The following is a 19,655-nucleotide window of genomic DNA, read 5'->3' on the forward strand; positions in this document are numbered from 1 at the left end:
GAAAGCCGACGCCCCCCGGCGTCACTGACCCGCAAGTGACTTTGGCAGGATGGGCGCCCGTGGCTGAGCTGCTCTACTTCACCGGGACCATGGACTGTGGCAAGTCCACGCTCGCGCTGCAGATGGATCACAACCACCGAGCACGCGGCCGGCTGGGCAGGATCTTCACCAGTCACGACCGGGCCGGTGAGTCCGTGCTCTCCTCGCGGCTCGGGCTGGCGGCCGAGGCGATCGAGGTGCGTCCGGACTTCGACTTCTGGGAGTACGTCGTCGGTGAGCTGACCCACGGCGGCCGGATCGACTACGCGGTCTGCGACGAGGCGCAGTTCTACCAGCCCGAGCAGGTCGAGCAGCTGGCCCGGATGGTCGACGAGCTGCAGATCGACGTCTTCTGCTTCGGCATCCTGACCGACTTCCGGGCCCGGATGTTCCCCGGTTCGGCGCGGCTGGTCGAGCTGGCCGACCGGATGGAGCTGCTCCAGGTCGAGGCGCTGTGCTGGTGCGGCGAGCGCGCGACCCACAACGCGCGGACGATCGGCGGTGAGATGGTCACCGAGGGCGAGCAGCTGGTCGTCGGCGACATCGAGCAGGATGACCGCGAGGTCGCGTACGAAGTACTCTGCCGACGGCACCACCGGCGCCGGCTGACCACGGCGCGGGCCCGGGCCACGCTGTCTCCCGAGGTTCTCCCGTTCGGAGGTGCTGCATCATGAGCCCGTTGATCACCGCGGCCGAGCTGCGCGACGCGTCTGCCGTTGTCGTGCTGGACGCGACGTGGAACCTGATGGGCCCACCCGGGCGTGAGGCGTACGACGCCGGGCACGTTCCTGGTGCGCACTTCGTGGACCTGGACACGGAGCTGGCCGGTCCGCCCGGCGAGGGCGGGCGGCATCCGTTGCCTGACGCAAGTGTCGTGACTGAGCTGCTGCGGCGTACTGGCATCGACGCGGGCTCCGAGGTGGTCGTGTACGACGCGGCGAACTCGATGGCGGCCGCGCGGGCGCGATTCGTGCTGCGGTACTACGGGGTGGAGAACGTGCGGGTCCTCGACGGGGGTTTTGCGGCGTGGAAGGCCGCCGGGGGAGAGGCCAGTACGACGGCGCCGGCTGATGTTGAGAGTGCGTTCGAGGCTGTTCCTGGAAGTCTTCGAGTACTTGATGCAGAGGGTGCCGCGGAGATTGCCTCCCAGGGCGTACTGCTTGATGCCCGCGCACCTGAGCGGTTCGCGGGTGAGGTCGAGCCGATGGACAAGGTCGCCGGGCACATCCCGGGTGCGGTGAACGCGCCGACCACCGGGAACGTCTCGGCCGACGGGCGCTTCCTGCCGGCCGAGGAGCTGCGCGAGCGGTTCGCGGCGCTGGGGGCCGACGGGTCGCAGCCCGTTGGTGCGTACTGCGGGTCCGGTGTGACCGCGGCGCACGAGGCGCTGGCGCTGGAGGTCGCCGGGGTGGAGGTTCCGGTGTACGTCGGCTCGTGGTCCGAGTGGATCACCGACCCGAACCGCCCGGTCGCCACCGGCCGCGACTGACTCTCGCGGCCGCCCGCGACGACCGCGGTTCGCCCTTCGACCACGGTGGTAATCCCCGGCCGAGTCCTTGACTTGCCCGGGCCGCACCTTCAGGCTCGGGAGAAATCGATTTCCCATCCGCCCCTGGAGGAGTCGCCATGGACCGCAGGACGTTTCTGAAAGCCGCCGCCGGTGCCGGCGCGCTGGCCGCCGTACCGGGTGTTGCCCACGCCGGGCCCCAGGCTGTCACCACCGGGAAGGTCGCCGATCTGACCGGACCGGGGCTGACCGACCGGTTCCGGATGGCGGCCACCGACCTGGGGATCCCGGCGCGAACGCCGGACGGGCGGATGCTGTTCGTGTTCGGCGACACCTTCGAGGAGGCGCGCGTCGGCGGCGGCTGGTGGCGCTCGCCGGTCGCGTTGTGGTCGACGACGACCGACCTGAGCAGCGGCGTGCGGTGGTCGGGTGCGGTCGGCGGCGCGGCGGCGCAGCAGCTGTGGGACTACCAGCACGACAACCCGACGTTCTCGACCGTGCTGCCGTCGGACGTGATCACGATCGGCGGCTCGATGTACCTGCACGTGATGGTGAACAAGGGTCTCGGCAACGTCGTCTGGACCGAGATCTGGCGCAGCGACAACTCGGGCGCGAGCTGGTACCACACCGGCGCGAAGTTCGACGCGAACCTCGACGGCGGGATGTTCCAGTGCCTGACCTGGGGGCTCGGCAGCGACGGGTACGTGTACGTCTACTCGACCGGCTTCCAGCGCAACAAGCCGATCATCCTGAAGCGCGTCCGCAGCGACCAGGTCGCCAACCCGGCGGCGTACGAGCCCTGGGGGTTCCGCGACGGCGTCTGGGCCTGGGGCAACCCGGCCACCCCGATCCTGACCGGCAGCTTCGGCGAGCTGTGCCTGCGCCCGCTCGGCGGCAAGTGGATCCTGACGTGGTTCAACGCCGGGGACTACCGCATCGACGGCATCATCATGGACACCCCCACGTCTGACCTGTACGCCGCCAACCGCCAGACCCTCGTCTACGGCGGCGCCTGGGGCCAGGAGGACGGCAACCACGTCGCCCAGCTCTACGGCGGCTACATCATCCCCGGCTCGACGCTGACCGACCTCCACCTGTCCGTCAGCCAGTGGAACACCGACGCCGGCTGGCCCTACCGAGCCATGCAGTTCCGCGTCCGCGGCTTCGGCTAGCAGAGGTCGAGCTCCGCTCCTGCCATGTGCAGGAGCGGAGGCCGGTTGGTGGAGAGCTGCTAGTACGGCAGTGCCACGTAGTCCGCGTTCGCGCCGGCGTTCGGGTCGTCGGCTACCTCTCGGGGGACGTCGCGGACGATCAGGCCGGCTTCGGTGGCGGCGGTGAGGGCGGCCTGGTCGTAGCGGGTCTTGCCCCAGATGTCGACCATGTACTTGCGGGTCTTCAGGTAGTCGACGTACCGGGTCATGTGGGCGTCGTCGACGCCGAGCGCGGCGAACAGGGCGATCCGGTCGCCGTCCTTGCTCGCGATGCGCCACTTCGGGTACTTGTCGTGCTCGTTCGGGAGCGGCGCCTTCGACTTCGGGAACCGCAGCAGCGTGCCGTTGCCGCTGTGGGTGGTGCGCAGGCTCCAGACCGCGACGTCGCCGACCCGCGTCCGCACGTAGACGTTGTCGCCGACGTTCAGGTCGGGGGTGTTGTGCGACTGGTGGCGCAGGTTCAGGCCGCCGGTGTGGCGGTAGTGGTCCTGCAGGTAGACACCGAACCGCAGGATCGTGTAGCGCCCGTTCCAGTCCGGGGCGTTCGGGTCGACCCGGTCGGCGTTGTCCTTGTGGAAGCCGCGCTGCACGCCGTTGACCGTGAACGCGCTGTCGCCGGTGTAGACGATCTTGTCCTCACCGAGGATCTGCCGGGCGATCTTCACGAAGTTGCCGTCGGTCAGCACCTCGCGCAGCCGCGGGTTGGCGAGCAGGTCGCCACCGAAGCTCTTCCGGGACCAGTGCGCGGCCTCGCGGAGCCGCTTGACGTCGCTGGGGGAGTAGACCCCGCGCACGATCGTCCAGCCGTTCTCCCAGAATCCGTTCACGTCGACGTCGTTCACCGCTGACATGTCCTACCCTTCGGTTCGCCGGGCCCCATCGCCCGGTCTACCTACTAAGTTGCCGACAAGGCCGAAAAGGTTGCGAACCTTTCCCCATCAATTGTCAGTATGCCGCCGCAGCGTCCCGTACGGCGTCGACGAAGGCCGCGATCGCCGGGTGCCCGGCCGCTCCGCCGCGGTAGGCCACGCTGGTCCGGCGCCGGATCGCGAGCGGAACGAGCGTCACCCCCTCAGGTGGTGATCCGGCCGCGAGCTGCGGGACGAGCGACACACCCTGCCCGGCCGCGACCAAGGCCAGTACGGCGTCGAAGTCGTCGGCGGTGTGCCGGATGCGCGGTGTGTACCCGGCGGATCGGCAGACGTGCAGCGTGACCGCGTGGCACGCCGTACCGGGTGTACCCGCGATCCACGGTGCCTTCTCCGCGTCGGCCACCGAGCGTTCGGCACCATGCACTGCCAGGAAGACCGTCTCGTCGAGCAGCGGCTGGGTCTCACCGGCCTCGACCGCGGGCATCACGTCGTAGTCGTTGACGAGGGCGACATCCAGGCGGCGCTCGCGCAGCTCGCGGGGAGCGGCGGCCGGGTCGAGCTCGGTGACGGTGAGCTCGAGGCGGGGATGCTCGCGGGCGAGGCGCACGAGCGTCGACGGAAGCAGTGCCCGTACGGCGGTGGGAAAGGCACCGATACGGAGCGGCCCGGTGAGGTCGGCGCTGGCCAGGTCGGCCTGAGCCTCTTCCAGGGCCGCAAGGATCTTCTCGGCGTGCTCGGCAAGCCTCGATCCGGCGGCGGTGAGCGTGACCCGGCGGCCGGTGCGTTCGAGCAGCCGGGTGCCGGCCTCGCGCTCCAGAGCGCTCAGCTGCTGGGAGACCGCGGACGGCGTGTAGGTGTGCGCGTGGGCGACGGCGGTGATCGTGCCGAGCTGGGCGAGATCGCGGAGCAGCCGCAGGCGGCGGACGTCGAGCATAAGGTCAGCTTAAGCGTCAGGTGAGAAAACCGAACTGGACCTTAGGGTCACTCCCGGACGAGGCTGGTCGGCATGAACCTCGCCGGCGTCCTCGTCCCGCTGATCACCCCGTTCGACCGCGAAGGAGCCGTCGCGGTCGACGCGCTGGAAGGACTGGCGCAACGGCTGCTGCGGGACGGCGCGAGCGGGCTGGTCGCGCTGGGGACCACCGGCGAGCCGGGGAGTCTGAGTGCGGCCGAGCAGCAGCAGGTCGTCGAGGTCGCGACGCGGGTGTGCCGCGCGCACGGCGCGACGTTGGTTGTCGGAGGCAACGGTGGTGACGCCCGGCTGAGTCTGGTGCCGCCGTTCGTCCGGCCGGGGGAGGCGGGGGTGCTGGAGTACTTCCGGCAGCTGGAGAGCCCGGTTCCGCTGGTGATCTACCACGTCCCGTACCGGACCGGTCAGGCGTTGAGCGCCGAGACGCTGCGCCGGATCGCCGAGCTGCCGAACGTTGCCGGGATCAAGTACGCCGCCGGCGGGATCGACGACGAGACGATGCTGTTCCTGAGCGGTGAGCTGCCGGACGACTTCGCCGTACTGGGTGGGGACGACCCGTTCATCGCGCCGATGCTCGCGCTGGGCGCGCACGGCGGGATCCTCGCCTCGGCGCACGTCGAGACCGGCAAGTTCGTCGCGATGGTCGACGCCTGGCGCGCCGGCGACGTGGCGACCGGCCGCAGGCTGGGGCGTGAGCTGGTGGGCCTGTCGAAGGCGTTGTTCGCCGAGCCCAACCCGACGGTGATCAAGGCCGTCCTGCACGCGCGCGGTGAGATTCCGACGGCCGGTGTACGGCTCCCGCTGCTTGCGGCGAAGATGGTGGAGCAGATGCCGGTGAGCTGAGAGGTGGTTGCGGTGGGCCAGTACGTCGAGGCCGGGGGAGTGCTGACCTACTTCGAGGTCGAGGGGGAAGGCGAACCCGTCATCCTCCTGCACGGCGGCGGTGTCAACGGCGAGACCTGGGTCGCCCAGCTCGACGCGCTGGCGCGGCAGTACACCGTGATCGTCCCCGAGCGACGCGGCCACGGCCGGACGCCGGACGTCGACGGCCCGGTCACGATGGAGCTGATGGCCGCCGATCTCGCCGCGTTCATCGAGCGGCTGGAGATCGGGCCGGCGCACGTGATCGGCTGGAGCGACGGCGGCAAGGTCGGCGCCTGGCTCGCGCTGGCCCGGCCGGAGCTCGTCCGCAAGCTCGTGCTGATCGGCGCCGAGCTCACGAGGGCCGGCCAGACGCCCGCGGCCGAGCAGCTGATGACCGACGAGGGCCTCGAGCAACTGGCGACGGCGTTCCGTGCGCAGTACGAGCCGCTGGCGCCGGACGGGCCGGGGCACTTCGACGTCGTGTTCGCGAAGCGGGCCGAGATGTGGCGCACGATGCCCGACCTCGACCTGGACGAGCTGGCCGGGCGGCTGACCATGCCGGTCCTGGTGATGCAGGGCGACGACGACGGCGTACGGATCGAGCACAGCCTGGAGATCGCGAAGGCGCTCCCCGACGCGCAGCTGGCCGTCGTACCGGGGGCTTCGCACGGGCTGCCGCTGGAGAAGCCGGGCATCGTGAACCAGCTGCTGCTCGAGTTCCTCGCCGAGGAGCAGGCGCGCAAGTTCATGCCGATGGGCGCCCTCGACCACTGATCTTCGCGATGTCGAACCGTGACCGAGCCAGCCGTTGATAAAGTAACACGCATGGTTTAACTTACTCGGAATTGGACCGATTGTGGCCCAGCCCACACCCCTGAACCGCCCGGTCGCGGGGTGCTCCGGAGACCTGAGGAGTTCCGATGACGAGAACGGCAAGGTGTGTCGCGACCCTGGCGTCCGCGGCCCTGCTGCTGACGGCGGCTGCCTGCGCGGACGGTACGACGCCCGCCGCCGACAGCAGCAGTGCTGTCGACCAGAACGCGCCGGTGACGATCACGGTGGGGAACAAGCCGAAGCCGGACAAGCCGGCCGACGTCGCGACGTTCGAGAAGAAGGTGAAGGAGTTCACCACCGCGAACCCCAACATCACCGTCAAGACGACCGAGACCGAGTGGGACGCGCAGACCTTCCAGGCCCAGGTGGCCGGTGGCTCGCTGCCGACCGTGATGAGCATCAGCTTCACCGAGCCGCTGAACATGATCCCGAACAAGCAGTTGCCCGACATCACCGACGAGCTGAAGCTGGTCGACCTGACCAAGGTGCTGAACCCCGAGACGCTGAAGATGGTCCAGGACGACCAGGGCCGGATCTACGGCGTGCCGATCGATGCTTTCTCGGTCGGGATCGCGTACAACCGCGCGCTGTTCAAGCAGGCCGGGCTGGATCCGGACAAGCCGCCGACCACCTGGGACGAGGTCCGGCAGTACGCGCAGCAGATCACCGAGAAGACCGGTAAGGCCGGCTACTCGCAGCTCACCAAGGACAACACGGGTGGCTGGATGCTCACCACGATGACCTACAGCATGGGTGGCACTGTCCAGAGCGACGACGGCAAGAAGAGCACCTTCAACGACGCACCGACCAAGAAGGCGCTCCAGGTGCTGAAGGACATGCGCTGGACGGACAACACCATGGGCACCAACTTCCTCTACAACCAGGAGGAGGTCCGGCAGGACTTCGCCGCGGGCAAGATCGGCATGGTGCTGCAGGCGCCCGACGCCTACGACATGAGCGTGAAGAACTTCGGGATGAAGCCGGCCGACTTCGGTGAGGGCGCGTTGCCGCAGGACGGTGGCCCGCACGGCACGCTGACCGGTGGTTCCATCAAGATGATCAACCCGAAGTCGACCTCGAACGAGATCGTCGCGGCGCTGAAGTGGATCAAGTTCTACGAGTTCGACAAGTACACCAACCAGGACGTGGCGGTCCAGAACGCCAAGGACTCGATCGCGGACAAGGGCTTCGTCGGGCGGCCGGGCATCACGCCGCTGAGCCAGGAGACCTACGACCAGTACAACGAGTGGCGCAAGCCGTACAACAACGTGCCGATCGACCAGTTCAAGGGCTACGTCGAGTCGACGAAGTCGCTCAAGCTGCTGGCGGAGCCGTCGAACAAGGCGCAGGAGGTCTACGCGCTGCTCGACCCGGTGGTCCAGCAGGTGCTGACCAAGAAGGACGCCGACATCGACAAGTTACTGGCCGACGCCGCTTCGAAGATCGACGCCCGCCTGGCGCGGTAGCCGACCATGGCCCTCCTCACTCGACCCGCTGACCAGTCCCGCCGGGGTGTCACCACCTGGTTCCGCTCCGGCGGACTGAGCAGCATCCTCTTCGCGCTGCCCCTGGTGCTGACGTTCCTGTACTTCTCCTGGGGCCCCATCGTGCGCGGGCTGGTGCTCAGCTTTCAGAAGAACAACCTCGTCACGGCCCCCGAATGGGTCGGATGGTCGAACTTCAGCTACGTGCTGACCGATCCGCAGCTCCCGCAGGCGACCCTCAACACCCTGTACTTCGCGGTGCTGGCGCTGATCTTCGGGTTCCCGGTGCCGTTGTTCCTGGCGGTGTTCATCAGCGAGCTGCGCAAGACCGGCTGGCTCTACAACGTGCTGTCGTACCTGCCGGCGGTGGTACCGCCGGTGGTCGCGATCCTGCTCTGGAAGATCTTCTACGACCCGGGCGCTTCCGGGCTCTTCAACACCTTCCTGGGCTGGTTCGGGCTCGGCCCGTACGCCTGGCTCAACTCGTCGAACCTGGCGATGCCGGCGATCGTGCTCGAGGCGACCTGGGCCGGCGCGGGCGCGACCGCGATCATCTACCTGGCGGCGCTGACCGGCGTACGGACCGAGCTGTACGAATCGGCCGAGCTGGACGGTGCCGGGATCTGGCGGCGGGTCTGGCACGTCACCATCCCGCAGATCCGCGGCATCATCTTGATCATGCTGCTGCTGCAGCTGATCGGCACCTTCCAGGTGTTCACCGAGCCGTTCCTGTTCACCGGCGGCGGTCCGGACAACGCGACCACCACGATCCTGCTGCTGATCTACCGCTACGCGTTCATCAACGGCGACTTCGGGGCCGCGACAGCCCTGAGCGTGCTGCTCGCGCTCGTCCTGTGCGTGCTCTCGGTCGTGTACCACTTCCTCACCCGGCGTTGGAGTACGACATGACGAGTCTCCCGATCACCGAACAGGTCGCCGCCGCAGGTGACGAGGCAACCCCGGTCAAGCGGCGCCGGCGCGGCCAGGTCGAGGCGCAGGAGCGCGGCATCATCTCGACCGCGGACCGCCAGCGGACACTGGTCCGGTTCGGGCTGCCGACGATCCAGGTGCTGCTGTTCGTCGGCGTGGTCGTCGCCGGCGTCGGGCCGTTGCTGTGGCTGCTCAAGTCCGGGTTGTCGACCAGCCAGGACATCTTGCAGGGTCCGCTGTCGTTGTGGCCGAGCGGCATCCAGTGGCACAACATTCCGAAGGCCTGGACCCAGGTGCAGATCGGCTCCTACCTGGGCAACACGGCGATCATCGCGATCGGGTCGCTGGTGACGACCCTGTTCGTCTGTACGACGGGCGCGTTCGTGCTGAGCGTGCTCCGCCCCAAGTGGGGACCGGTCATCACCGGACTGGTGCTGGCCACGCTGTTCCTGCCCGGCGTGATCTCGCTGGTCCCGCTGTACCTGACCATCCTGAAGATGCCCGTGTTCGGCTGGAACCTGCAGAACACGTTCTGGGCGGTGTGGCTGCCGCAGGCCGCGGGCGCGTTCAACATCCTGGTGATGAAGCGGTACTTCGACTCGATCCCGCGCGAGCTGATCGAGGCGGCGCGGATCGACGGCGCGAGCAACCTGCGGTTGTTCACGGCGCTGATCCTGCCGATGTCGAAGCCGATCCTCGGAGTGGTCTCGCTGCTCACGGTGATCGGTTCCTGGAAGGACTACCTGTGGCCACTGCTGGTGCTGCCGGATCCGAAGCTGCAACCGATCTCCGTGGCGCTGCCGCGGGTGGCCACCACCACGGAGCTCTCGCTGCAGATGAGCGCGATGTTCCTGGCGGTCCTGGTCCCGGTGGTGCTGTTCTTGATCTTCCAGAAGCAGTTCCTGAGAGGGGTCGGGATGTCCGGAGGGATCAAGGAGTGACTTCACCACTGAACGGGCGCCGGGTGCTGGTGACGGGCGCGGCCGGAAGAATCGGGTCCGTCACCACCCGGCACCTGAGCGAGCTGGGTGCGCTGGTCACGGCGCTCACGATCGTCGACGACCCGGAGCTCAAGGCCGACCGGGTCGTCATCGGCGACACGCGGTCGGAGGACGACGTTGCCGACGCGTTGACCGGCGTGGACCTGGTCGTGCACCTGGCCGCGCTGGCGCACCGCGACTCCGGTACGCCGTACGACGTCTACACCGGCAACGTGGTCTCGACCTTCAACGTGCTCGCCCAGGCGGGCGCGCTGGGGGTCAGGCGGGCTGTCGTTGCCAGCAGCATCAACGCGTACGGCGTACCGATGAACCATCACGACGTGCTGCCGGCGTACTACCCGCTGGACGAGAAGATCCCGTCCGACGTGGACGACTGGTACTCGCTGTCCAAGCAGAACGACGAGAACACCGCCCGGATGGCCTGGCGGCACTGGGGGACCGACATCGTGTCGCTGCGGTTCCCGCACGTGAACAACGCCGAGGTGCTGCGCCGGCAGTCCGACGGGTTCCGGACGAACCCGGCGGCCGGCGTCCGGGAGGCCTGGAGCTACCTGGACACCCGCGACGCGGCGTACGCGATCGAGCTCGGGCTGACCGTGCCGCTGTCCGGGCAGCACACGCTGTTCGTCGCGGCCGGTACGACGAACGCGCCGTTCGCGACCGACGACCTGCTGGACGCGTTCGCGCCCGGCGTCCCGAGGCTGCGGCGGTTCCCGGGCCGTGAGGTGCCGATGGACCTGACCGCCGCCCGGACCGTGCTCGGCTTCCAGGCCCAGTACGAGCTGGACCTGCCGATCGACCGACTGGAGACCTGAATGCCGCAGGAGACGCCCGCCACCTTCGCCCAGCCCTGGCCGGTCCGGGACGACATCCGGATCCGCGCGGTCCGGGCGATCGTGACGGCACCGCAGGGGATCCCCCTGGTGGTGGTCCGGATCGACACCACCGAGCCGGGCCTGTACGGGCTGGGCTGCGCGACCTTCACCCAGCGCTGGAAGGCGGTGCAGACCTTCGTCGACGAGCACCTGGCCCGGCTGCTGGTCGGCCGCTACCCCGGTGACATCGGGGACCTGACCCGCCTGGCCGGCTTCTCCGGCTACTGGCGGGGCGGCCCGGTGACCAACAACGCGATCTCCGGGATCGACCAGGCGCTGTGGGACATCGCCGGCAAACGCGCCGGGATGCCGGTGTACGAACTGCTCGGCGGCAAGGTCCGGGCCGCCGCCGACACCTACATCCATGCCAGCGGCATCACCATCGACCAGTGCCTCGAGCACGCCAAGGAACTGGTCGCGCAGGGCTGGCGACACATCCGGCTCCAGGTCTCCACGCCCGGTGGCGGCGGGTACGGCGCGCCGCGGCTGGCCACGCTGTACCCGGACTCGCCGTACCACAACGGCTGGTCGGCCCGGGACTACCTGCGGACCACGCCGGACCTCTTCGCCGCGGCCCGGCAGTCGTTGCCGGACAACATCGAGCTCCTGCACGACACCCACTCGCGGCTCACGCCGAAGGAAGCCGTGCTGCTGGCCCGCGCGCTGGAACCGTACCGGCTGTTCTTCCTCGAGGACGTGCTGGCGCCGGAGCACTGGGACCGGCTGCCCGAGGTCCGGGCCGCGTCGCCGGTGCCGCTGGCCGTCGGCGAGCTGACCACCTCGATGGGCGACGCCGTACGGCTGGTGCGTGACGGCGGTGTCGACTTCATCCGGTCGCACGTGTCCGACATCGGCGGTCTGACACCGGCGCGGAAGCTGGCCGACCTGGCCGAGCTGTGCGGGGTCAAGACCGCGTGGCACGGGCCGGGTGACACCTCGCCGATCGGTGCCGCGGCCAACGTTGCCCTCGACGTCAGCTCGGTGGCCTTCGGCATCCAGGAAGGACACCTCTACAACGACGCGACGCACGAGGTCTTCCCCGGCACGCTGCGGATCAAGGACGGCTGGCTGACGCCGAACGAGGCGCCCGGCTGGGGCATCGAGATCGACGAGGCCGCGGCCGCGCGCTACCCGGCGCAGCTGTCCGGGCACGACGAGTGGGCGGCCGGCGTACGGCGGATCGACGGGGCCCTGGAGGCTCCGTGAAGTTCTCCGTCTTCACCGCGTCGACACCCGACTGGACCCCGGCCGAGGCGGCCAAGACCCTGGCCGAGCAGGGCTGGCACGGGATCGAGTGGCGGATCACCGACCAGGACGCCGGCGGGTCCGGTTTCTGGTCGGGGAACCGGGCGACCTGGCCGCTGACCGGGCTGGAGGCCAGCCTGGACGAGATCGCGGCGGTCACCACCGGCGCCGGCCTGGAGTTCTCGGCGCTCGGCGGCTACGTGCCGCCGACGCGCCGGGCCGACGCCGAACGGATGCTCGCGGCAACGGCCACGCTCGGCGCCGGCCGGGTCCGGATCGCCGGGCTGAAGGTCGAGCCGGGCCAGACGTACCGGGAGGCGTTCGCGGCCTGCCGGGAGCACTGGGAGTGGGTCGAGGACAAGGCCCGCCAGTACGGCGTACAAGCGCTGGTCGAGCTGCACCACGAGACGCTGACGCCGAGCGCGTCGGCGGCCCGGCGGCTGCTCGAAGGGCTCGACCCGGCGTACGTCGGCGTGATCCACGACGTCGGGAACCTGGTGATCGAAGGCTGGGAGGATCACGGTCTGGACCTGCTGGGCGAGTACCTGGCCCACGTGCACGTGAAGAACTGCGCGTGGCACCTGGCCGCGGTGGAAAGCGACGGGACGCTGCGCTGGGAACCGAAATGGGTCCCGCTGCGCGAAGGCCGGGCGGCGCTGCCGGAATTGTTCGCCGGCCTGGCCGCGGCCGGTTACGACGGGTGGGTCGCGGTGGAGGATTTCTCCACCGTGCTGCCTTTGCCGGAAAGGACGCGGAACAATCTGGAATACCTCACCGGCCTCGCACGGGCGGCGGGGTACGATCTGCGCTGATCGTTGGGCCGGGTGCGGAAAGAAATCGACACCGACGGGGAAGACTGTGACAAGGGAGGTGGGCGATGGTCACGCCTGACAGTGACGCGGCGGTGCTGGACGAACCGACTCGTTCCGGCGCGAACCAGATCGACCTGGGCTCCTTCAACGAGGCCGTGATCATCGAGACGATCCGGGTGGCCGGCATCATCAGCCGGACCGAGATCTCCCGGCGGACCGGCCTGACCCAGCAGTCGGTGTCGCGGATCCTGCGCGTGCTGCTGCAGCAGGGCCTGCTGGTCGAGGAGGCGCAGGAACGCGCCGAACGCCTCGGCAAACCCCGTACGCCGGTGCGCCTGCGGTCGAACGCGGCGCACGCGGTCGGCATCCACATCGACCCCGAGCTGCTGACCGTCGCCGTGGTCGACCTCGACGGCGCGATCGTACGGCGCGAGACCGTCGACCTGGCCGCCGACCTGGATGCGCACCGGCTGGTCGACCTGGTCGCCGCCACCGTCACGGCCGCGATCAGCATCAGTCAGATCGACACCGCGTCGCTGCTCGGCGTCGGCGTCGCCGTACCGGGCCCGATCAACGCCGACGGCACGCTGCTCGACCTGCCGCTGCAGCCGGCCTGGCGCGGGCTCGAGATCCGGCAGCTGCTGCAGCAGAAGCTCAACCACCCGGTCCTGGTCGAGAAGGACGGTTCCGCGGCCGCGATCGGCGAACGCTGGATCGGCCGCTCGGCGCGGGCCCGCGACTTCGCCTACCTCTACCTCGGCACCGGCGTCGGCTCCGGGCTGATCCTGAACGGCTCGATCTACCGCGGCCTGACCGCGAACGCCGGCGAGTTCGGGCAGCTGGCCGCGCTGCGGATGGGGGAGTGGGACGGCCAGGGGGGCCCACGGATGATGGCCGAGTGCAACCCGACCGCCTCGCTGCCGGTGATCGCGGCCGGGTTCGGATATGTCGAGACCGACAAGTCCGCGAACGACGAGGCGAAACGCTACAAAGCGGTCTGCAAAGCCGCCGCCGAGGGCGACGAAGCGGCCCGCAAAGCGGTCACCCAGGTGGCCGAGGTGATTGCGCAGGGTGCGGTCGGGCTGGTCGATCTGCTGGATATCGACCTGATCGTTCTGGGCGGCCCGGCGTACGAAAAGGAAATCGCGGCGACGCTGATTTCCGAAATCGACCGGGCGGTGAATTCGTTCCCGATCGCGAAAGGCACCCGGACGGTCGCGGTGGAGGAGTCGATGCTGCAGACCGACGCGGCCGCGGTCGGCGCCGCGTCGACGATCTTCCACGACGCGTTCACGCCGCGGGTGGGCGGTTCGAGCCAGGCCCGGCGGCTGCCGAAGTAGAGCGGGGGCCGATCTAGGATGCCGGGGTGGATTCCTCTGCCCTCACCGTGTCCCTGACCGATACCGTTCAGCTTCGGCTGGTCCGTCCTGAGGACGGTGCTTCGTTCGTCGAGGCGCAGGAGCGCAGCCGCGAGCAGCTCGTGCCGTACGAGCCTCGGCGGCCGGCGGAGTGGTACGACGCGGGCTTTCACGCGGAGCGTTTTGCCGGGCTGCTGGAGAAGGACAACCTCGTGCCGTGGGTGCTGGCCGAGGAGGACCGGGTGATCGGTACGGCGACGCTGTCGAACATCGTGCACGGCGCTTGGCGCAACGGGGACATCGGGTACTGGGTGGATGTCGCCGAGACCGGGCGGGGACTGGCGACGGCGGCGCTCGAGGCGGTGTGCCGGCTGGCCGACGAGGTGCTGCTGCTGCACCGGATCGCGGCGAGCACGAACCACGACAACCTGCGGTCGCAGCGGGTGCTGGAGAAGTGCGGCTTCGAGCAGTACGGGTTCGCGCGGAACTACCTGCACATCAACGGTCAGTGGAGAGACAGCAACCTCTATCACCGCATCCTGAACGAACGAGAGCCGGGCGAGCCGCCGGCCTGAGGCCGGCGGCTCACCTTCCAATTACTGAGGAGGCAGGCCGACGCCGCGGGAGACCTCTACGTCGTCGTACTTGCCTTCCAGGACGTCGTTGAACTTGACCGGGCGCTGCAGGGTCGACGCGATGTAGACGGCCCGGACCGCGGCCAGGGCCTCGATGCCGTCCTGAACACCGATGCCCGGGGCCGTGCCGTTGCTGACGGCATCCAGGATGTCGGCGTACTGGCGGCTGTGGCCGTTCGTCGAGAGCTGCTGACTGCCGGCCTCGCTGGTCGTGTCCTGCTCGACCGGCAGGTCCTCCTTGTTGCCGTCGGCATTGAAGCGCCGCAGCACGTCGTCCTCGAGCTCGGCGCCACCTTCGGCACCGTGCACCGCGATCCGGGTCCGGCCGCCGGGGAACGCCGCCGTGGTCGCGTGCAGTGTGGCGACCGCGCCGTTCTCGAAGCTGAACGTGGCGACCAGGGTGTCCTCCACCTCGATCGCGTGGTGCGCCGCCCGGATCGCCTGGGCCTGGATGGTGACCGGCCGGCCCATGAACCACAGCAGCAGGTCGAGGGTGTGCACGCCCTGGTTCATCAGCGCGCCACCACCGTCCTGCGCCCAGGTCCCGCGCCAGCCGGCCGACGCGTAGTACTCGTCGCTGCGCCACCAGGCGACAGTGGCGACCGCCGACGTCAGCTGCCCGAAGCGCCCGGCGCGGATGGCCTCCGCGACGAACGCGCTGCCCGGGTCGAACCGGTGCTGGCTGATCACCGAGCAGACCACTCCGTGACCGGCCGCCCGCGCGGCCGCCGCACCGAGGCGCCGGCCCTTCGCGAGGTCGACGTCGAGCGGCTTCTCGATGACGACATGTTTTTTGTGCTCCAGTGCCTGCTCCGCGATCGTGACGTGCGTACCGCTCGGCACGCACACCGCGACCAGCGAGACGTCCGACCCGGCGATCGCCGCCTCCAGGTCGCCGTACACCTTCGGCTCCGGGTGCCCGGCCTCGGTCAGCCGGGCCGCCAGCGCCTGCGCCGCGGCCGGGTCCACGTCCACCAAGGCGGTGACCGTGGCGTCGGGCCGGGCACTGACGGTGTCGGCGTGGGTGCGTCCGATGATGCCGCAGCCCACGATCGCGACCTGGTGCGGCGTCGTCGAGTCAGCCATCTCGCTCCTTGCTGCTATTCGGTGGTGAAGTGCGCGGTCAGTACCTGGTCCGCGGTCACGGTGAAGGTGTACGACGCGTCGGTCGAGACCACCTCGCCGTTCACGGTCCAGTTCTGGAAAACGTTATCCGATGCGGGCGCCGCCGTCACGGTCACCTGCGCACCAACTTCGTACGTACCCGGTTCGGACTCGTTACCCAGGATCTTCACGGTGCCGTCACCGTTGGCCTCGACCGACACCGCGTGCTGGACGACGTTGATCACCATCACGTTGTGCAACGTGACCGGGCCGATGCTGGTGGCACCGTTGTAGCGGGCCAGGTTGGTCGCCTCGACGTCGCCCTTGACCACCTTGACCGTGTACCCGTCGGTGCCGAGGTTGTCGGTGCCCAGGTTGAAGGCGTCGACCTGGCCGCTGTTGACGACCAGCCCGTCGTGGAAGCCGTACGCGAAGACGTTGAACAACGTCAGCCCGGTGGCGCCGTCGACGGTGACGATCTTGGCCTGCTTGCGCATGTACTTGTCGATCACCAGCTCGAAGATGCTGCCCTCGTTCATCCAGTACGGCTGCTGGTAGCCGATCCGGGTGACCGCGTTGCCGTTGGACAGCACGCCCTCGATCCGGCCACCGGTGCCGCGGCCGACCGAGATCGCGTGGTCGAAGAACGCTCCGGCGACCTTGCGGACGACGAAGTGGTCGTTGCGGTAGGTGGTGAGGTCGATGCCGTTCCAGGCGTTCGGGAAGCCGGCGTTGATCACGTACGTGTGGCTGCCCTTGCCGCGGACGGCGTACGGGTAGGCGACGATGCCCTCGGTGACGCCCGGGTTCTGCTCGGGGTAGAAGACCCGGAGCCCGCGGACGCCGGCCTTGCTGCCGTTGAGCGTGACGAGGGCGGTCGCCGTGTTCGGTGCGGTGGTGCCGCGGCCCTCGAAGGCGTGCAGGACCGTGCCGCCGCTCGCGCCGCCTTGATCGCGGTTCGGTACGGCGGACGCGCCGCGCAGCTCGACGTTGGCGGGCACGGTCAGGTGGGTGCTGATCCGGTACCAGCCCGCGGGCAGGTACACGATGCCGCCGTGGCGACCGGCCTTGTCGAGCGCCTTCTGGACCGCCTTGGTCGCGTCGGCCGCCGGGAGGTAGCCGACGCCGTGCGGCGCGTCGACGACCGTGAGGCTCTTGCGCGTCGGTGCGGGCAGCGGCTTCTGCGGGTACGTCGGAGCGGCGCCCGCCATCTGGTGGATGATGCCGGCCTGCGTGCCCTGGAGCTGCGTGCCGGTGACCTTCACGTAGCCGCGGGCGTTGTTCTGGATCGCCTGCGTGCCGTCGACGTGACCGCCGGCCAGCGTCATGCCCCAGCGTTCGTCGATCACGTCGACGAGCACGCCGGTGCCGGTACGCCGGATGTCGGGCTCCAGGAAGCTGCCGGTGAACTGCGCGCGCTGACCGGCGACGACGTGCACGCCGACCTTGTAGTCCGACAGCGTGATCTTGTGGAACTGGTCCCACTCGAGGTCACCGAGCACGAGCCCGGTGCCGTTCGCGCGGGTCCACGTGTCGAGCGTCGCGCGGACCGGCGGCTTGAAGGCGGCCGGGGCCTGCGACCAGTACGCGTTGCTGAAGGTCACGTTCTCCCAGGTGCCGACGTCGGCGCCGTTGTAGGCGCGAGCGCCTTCGAAGAGCGCGGTGCCGCGGATGTTCCGGATCGTGCTGGACTCGTGCACCTGGCCGGAGCTCGGCGCGTTGCCGCGGTCGTTCGGCATCGTGCTGATGCCGATGCCGCGGTACGAGTTGACCATGGTGACGTCCTGGACGGTCGCCATCATGTAGTTCTCGTTGCCGATCCAGGCACCGCCCGGGATCTCGAAGGTGTAGTTGTACGGGACCGGCTGGGTCGCGCTCTGCCGCGGGTACCAGGTGGTCACGCCGATCACGCCGGCCGAACCGCCGACCCGGAACAGGCTCGGGCCGTCGTCGCCCGACGCAAGGTCGGCGATCACGACTGTGCCGTAGTCGAAGTCCCGGCCGCCGTGCTTGCTCTTGTTCTGGTCGGGGTCGCGGCGGTCGCCGCGCAGCGTGCAGAACGCGTGCACCTCGAGCGTGTCCTTGACCAGGTACTTCCCGCTCGGCAGCCAGACCGTGCCGCCGCCGGCGTCCTGGCACGCGTAGAGCGCGTTCTGGATGCTCTTCGTCGAGTCCTTGCGCCCGCTGCGGTCGGCGCCGTACCGGGTGGCGTCGAAGTCGGCGACCACACCGTCCTCGGTCGGGTTCTCCGTCTGCACCAGCTTCGGCCGCGGGACGACGACCGGCGACTCACGGACCTGGAGCTCTTCCACCACGTACGCCGGGGAGCCGGTCATCACGACCCGGACGTACCGGGCCTTGGTGGTCGCGAAGCGCGTCTTGCTGAACTGGTTCGCGCCCGGCGATCCGGTCCGGCCGACGGTGGTGAACCGCCGCCCGTCGTTGGAGACCTGGACGGTGTAGTCGGGGGAGAAGGCCTGGGCCCACTCGACCCGCACGTCGTTGACGTTGCGCGGCTTGCGCAGGTCGAGCTGCAGCCAGGCTTCGCCGTCGCCGCTGGTCCACGCGGTCTGGTGGTCGCCGTCGTTGACGTTCGCCGCGCCGGTGCCGTCGCTGGCGGTCGCCGTACCGGACTCCGCGAAGTTCGTGTCGACGATCGACGCGGTGAACGCGTCGAGCTTGCTCTGCAGGCTCTCCAGCGCGGCCTTCACCTGGACGTCGGTGACGTCGGGCGTGGCCGCGACCTCGCGGGCGTCCTCGATCGCGGCGAGCAGCGTCGCGCGGCTGCCGGCCGGGAACTGACCGTCGCGGCTGCCTTCCCGCGCCGCCTTGTGCGCGCGAGCGGCCTCGTCGATCAGGTCGTTCAGGCCCTCGGTCACGTCGAGCGCGCCGGCGACCTTCGCGACCCGGACGGCTGCCAGCTTGAGGTCGACCGCGCCTTCGCCGAGGTGGATCCGGAAGTCGCCACCGTTCGAGCGGTTCGTCATCACCGCGTCCGGCAGCGCGAAGGTGTGGGTCTTCCAGGTCAGCGTGTTGCCGTACGTGACGACCTCGGAGTTCTTGAAGCGCTCCGGGATCGTCTCACCAGGGGAGTCGTAGTGCAGTCCGAACTGACCGTTGCCCTCGTCGAAGTAGTCGAGGCTCACCAGCACCAGGCCCCGGTTGTCGTACAGGTAGGTGTCGGAGACGTTCATGTAGAAGAAGTTCGTGCCCGGCGCGGGCGCGGTCCGGTCGGTCTGCCAGTACGGGCGGCCGTCCTGGACGCCGGTCTTCAGGTTCTCCGGGCGGTCGCCGGCGCGTGGCGCGATGCCGCTCTCGACCGGAGTCGCACCGAGCGAGACCGAGGCTCCCGCCGTACTGATCCGCAGGCCGGCGACGGTGATGTCGGCGCTGCCGGACAGCCGCAGGTCCGCGCCGCCGAGGCGGTCGGCGAACTCGATGCCGGCCAGCGCGAACGTGCCGGTCTGCCACTGGCCGGTGTCCTTCAGGGTGACGTCGTCGGCGCTGGTCTCGGGACCGGCGGCGGCGTCGTACTCGAGCTGGAGGGCTCCCGTGCCGGAGTCGAGGTAGGTGACGGTGACGACCACGTCGTCGGTGGGCAGCTCGTCGACGTAGTCGCGGTCGACGTCGAAGGAGAACCAGTCGGTGCCGGCGGCCTGGTTGGTACGCCAGTACGCGCGGCCCTGCTCGGTCCCGGTCTGCAGACCGGCCGGGTCGGCGCCGGCGGCGGGAGCGACCCCGAGGGTGGTCGGGGTGGCGCCGAGGTCGGCGCCGACGCCGCTCGGGTACATCGTGGCCGCCGCGGCCGGTGCTGTGCTCAGCACTCCGGCCAGCAGCGTCGCGGGTAACAGACCCGCGAGCAGACGTGATCGTACGGACATGGGGGAGTCCTCCAGGTGGCGGGCCGGAAGCGA

General features: G+C 69.4%; 17 protein-coding genes. 13 read left to right on the plus strand and 4 right to left on the minus strand.

The window, feature by feature from the left end:
- Nucleotides 1-59 precede the first annotated feature (59 nt).
- From ACLQ2O_RS13380 to ACLQ2O_RS13390, 3 genes are all read left to right on the plus strand, one after another.
- The gene (locus ACLQ2O_RS13380; RefSeq protein ID WP_425830887.1) at nt 60-713 is read left to right on the plus strand and encodes a thymidine kinase; all 654 of its coding nucleotides are present in this window, start codon (nt 60-62) and stop codon (nt 711-713) included.
- A complete protein-coding gene (locus tag ACLQ2O_RS13385) occupies nt 710-1,528 on the plus strand; it encodes a sulfurtransferase (RefSeq protein WP_425830889.1) in 819 nt (272 codons plus the stop codon). Before ACLQ2O_RS13380 ends, ACLQ2O_RS13385 begins: the two co-directional genes overlap by 4 nt.
- Before the next feature lie 137 nt (nt 1,529-1,665).
- The gene (locus ACLQ2O_RS13390; protein WP_425830891.1) at nt 1,666-2,718 is read left to right on the plus strand and encodes a DUF4185 domain-containing protein; all 1,053 of its coding nucleotides are present in this window, start codon (nt 1,666-1,668) and stop codon (nt 2,716-2,718) included.
- A gap of 59 nt (nt 2,719-2,777) precedes the next feature.
- Here the strand turns inward: ACLQ2O_RS13390 and ACLQ2O_RS13395 are convergent, their stop codons facing one another.
- Nucleotides 2,778-3,608 (minus strand): hypothetical protein, encoded by an 831-nt coding sequence (locus tag ACLQ2O_RS13395; protein ID WP_425830893.1) that lies wholly within the window; start codon nt 3,606-3,608, stop codon nt 2,778-2,780.
- Nucleotides 3,609-3,702: 94 nt separating this feature from the next.
- Nucleotides 3,703-4,563, minus strand: coding sequence for a LysR family transcriptional regulator (locus ACLQ2O_RS13400; protein WP_425830895.1), 861 nt, complete (start codon nt 4,561-4,563; stop codon nt 3,703-3,705).
- 72 nt (nt 4,564-4,635) lie between these two features.
- On the opposite strand from ACLQ2O_RS13400, the gene ACLQ2O_RS13405 reads away from it, so the two are divergent.
- The 10 genes from ACLQ2O_RS13405 (at nt 4,636) to ACLQ2O_RS13450 (ending at nt 14,577) form a co-directional block, all read left to right on the plus strand.
- Complete coding sequence (locus tag ACLQ2O_RS13405; protein ID WP_425830897.1) at nt 4,636-5,442, plus strand: dihydrodipicolinate synthase family protein; 807 nt, start codon at nt 4,636-4,638, stop codon at nt 5,440-5,442.
- A 12-nt stretch (nt 5,443-5,454) separates the two neighbouring features.
- Complete coding sequence (locus ACLQ2O_RS13410; RefSeq protein WP_425830899.1) at nt 5,455-6,237, plus strand: alpha/beta fold hydrolase; 783 nt, start codon at nt 5,455-5,457, stop codon at nt 6,235-6,237.
- A gap of 146 nt (nt 6,238-6,383) precedes the next feature.
- Nucleotides 6,384-7,763, plus strand: a complete 1,380-nt coding sequence (locus tag ACLQ2O_RS13415) for an ABC transporter substrate-binding protein (protein ID WP_425830901.1) — start codon at nt 6,384-6,386, stop codon at nt 7,761-7,763.
- Nucleotides 7,764-7,769: 6 nt separating this feature from the next.
- Complete coding sequence (locus tag ACLQ2O_RS13420; protein WP_425830903.1) at nt 7,770-8,690, plus strand: carbohydrate ABC transporter permease; 921 nt, start codon at nt 7,770-7,772, stop codon at nt 8,688-8,690.
- On the plus strand, nt 8,687-9,652 hold the full coding sequence (locus ACLQ2O_RS13425; protein ID WP_425830905.1) for a carbohydrate ABC transporter permease: 966 nt from the start codon (nt 8,687-8,689) through the stop codon (nt 9,650-9,652). Before ACLQ2O_RS13420 ends, ACLQ2O_RS13425 begins: the two co-directional genes overlap by 4 nt.
- The gene (locus tag ACLQ2O_RS13430; protein ID WP_425830907.1) at nt 9,649-10,527 is read left to right on the plus strand and encodes an NAD-dependent epimerase/dehydratase family protein; all 879 of its coding nucleotides are present in this window, start codon (nt 9,649-9,651) and stop codon (nt 10,525-10,527) included. The genes ACLQ2O_RS13425 and ACLQ2O_RS13430 overlap by 4 nt, the downstream gene beginning before the upstream one ends.
- Nucleotides 10,528-11,793: an enolase C-terminal domain-like protein gene (locus tag ACLQ2O_RS13435; protein WP_425830909.1), complete on the plus strand. Its 1,266-nt coding sequence runs from the start codon at nt 10,528-10,530 to the stop codon at nt 11,791-11,793.
- Nucleotides 11,790-12,644: a sugar phosphate isomerase/epimerase family protein gene (locus ACLQ2O_RS13440; protein ID WP_425830911.1), complete on the plus strand. Its 855-nt coding sequence runs from the start codon at nt 11,790-11,792 to the stop codon at nt 12,642-12,644. Before ACLQ2O_RS13435 ends, ACLQ2O_RS13440 begins: the two co-directional genes overlap by 4 nt.
- A 65-nt stretch (nt 12,645-12,709) precedes the next feature.
- Nucleotides 12,710-13,984 (plus strand): ROK family transcriptional regulator, encoded by a 1,275-nt coding sequence (locus ACLQ2O_RS13445; protein ID WP_425830913.1) that lies wholly within the window; start codon nt 12,710-12,712, stop codon nt 13,982-13,984.
- Nucleotides 13,985-14,010: 26 nt separating this feature from the next.
- Entirely contained in the window at nt 14,011-14,577 is a 567-nt protein-coding gene (locus ACLQ2O_RS13450) for a GNAT family N-acetyltransferase (RefSeq protein WP_425830915.1), read from the plus strand.
- Nucleotides 14,578-14,598: 21 nt separating this feature from the next.
- Here the strand turns inward: ACLQ2O_RS13450 and ACLQ2O_RS13455 are convergent, their stop codons facing one another.
- Nucleotides 14,599-15,723, minus strand: coding sequence for a Gfo/Idh/MocA family protein (locus tag ACLQ2O_RS13455; protein ID WP_425830917.1), 1,125 nt, complete (start codon nt 15,721-15,723; stop codon nt 14,599-14,601).
- Nucleotides 15,724-15,737: 14 nt separating this feature from the next.
- Nucleotides 15,738-19,622 carry a discoidin domain-containing protein gene (locus ACLQ2O_RS13460; protein ID WP_425830919.1) on the minus strand — a complete coding sequence of 1,295 codons (3,885 nt, stop codon included), beginning with the start codon at nt 19,620-19,622 and terminating at the stop codon, nt 15,738-15,740.
- Nucleotides 19,623-19,655: the final 33 nt, after the last annotated feature.

Source organism: Kribbella sp. DT2, from assembly GCF_049844575.1.
Classification (GTDB): Bacteria; Actinomycetota; Actinomycetes; order Propionibacteriales; family Kribbellaceae; genus Kribbella.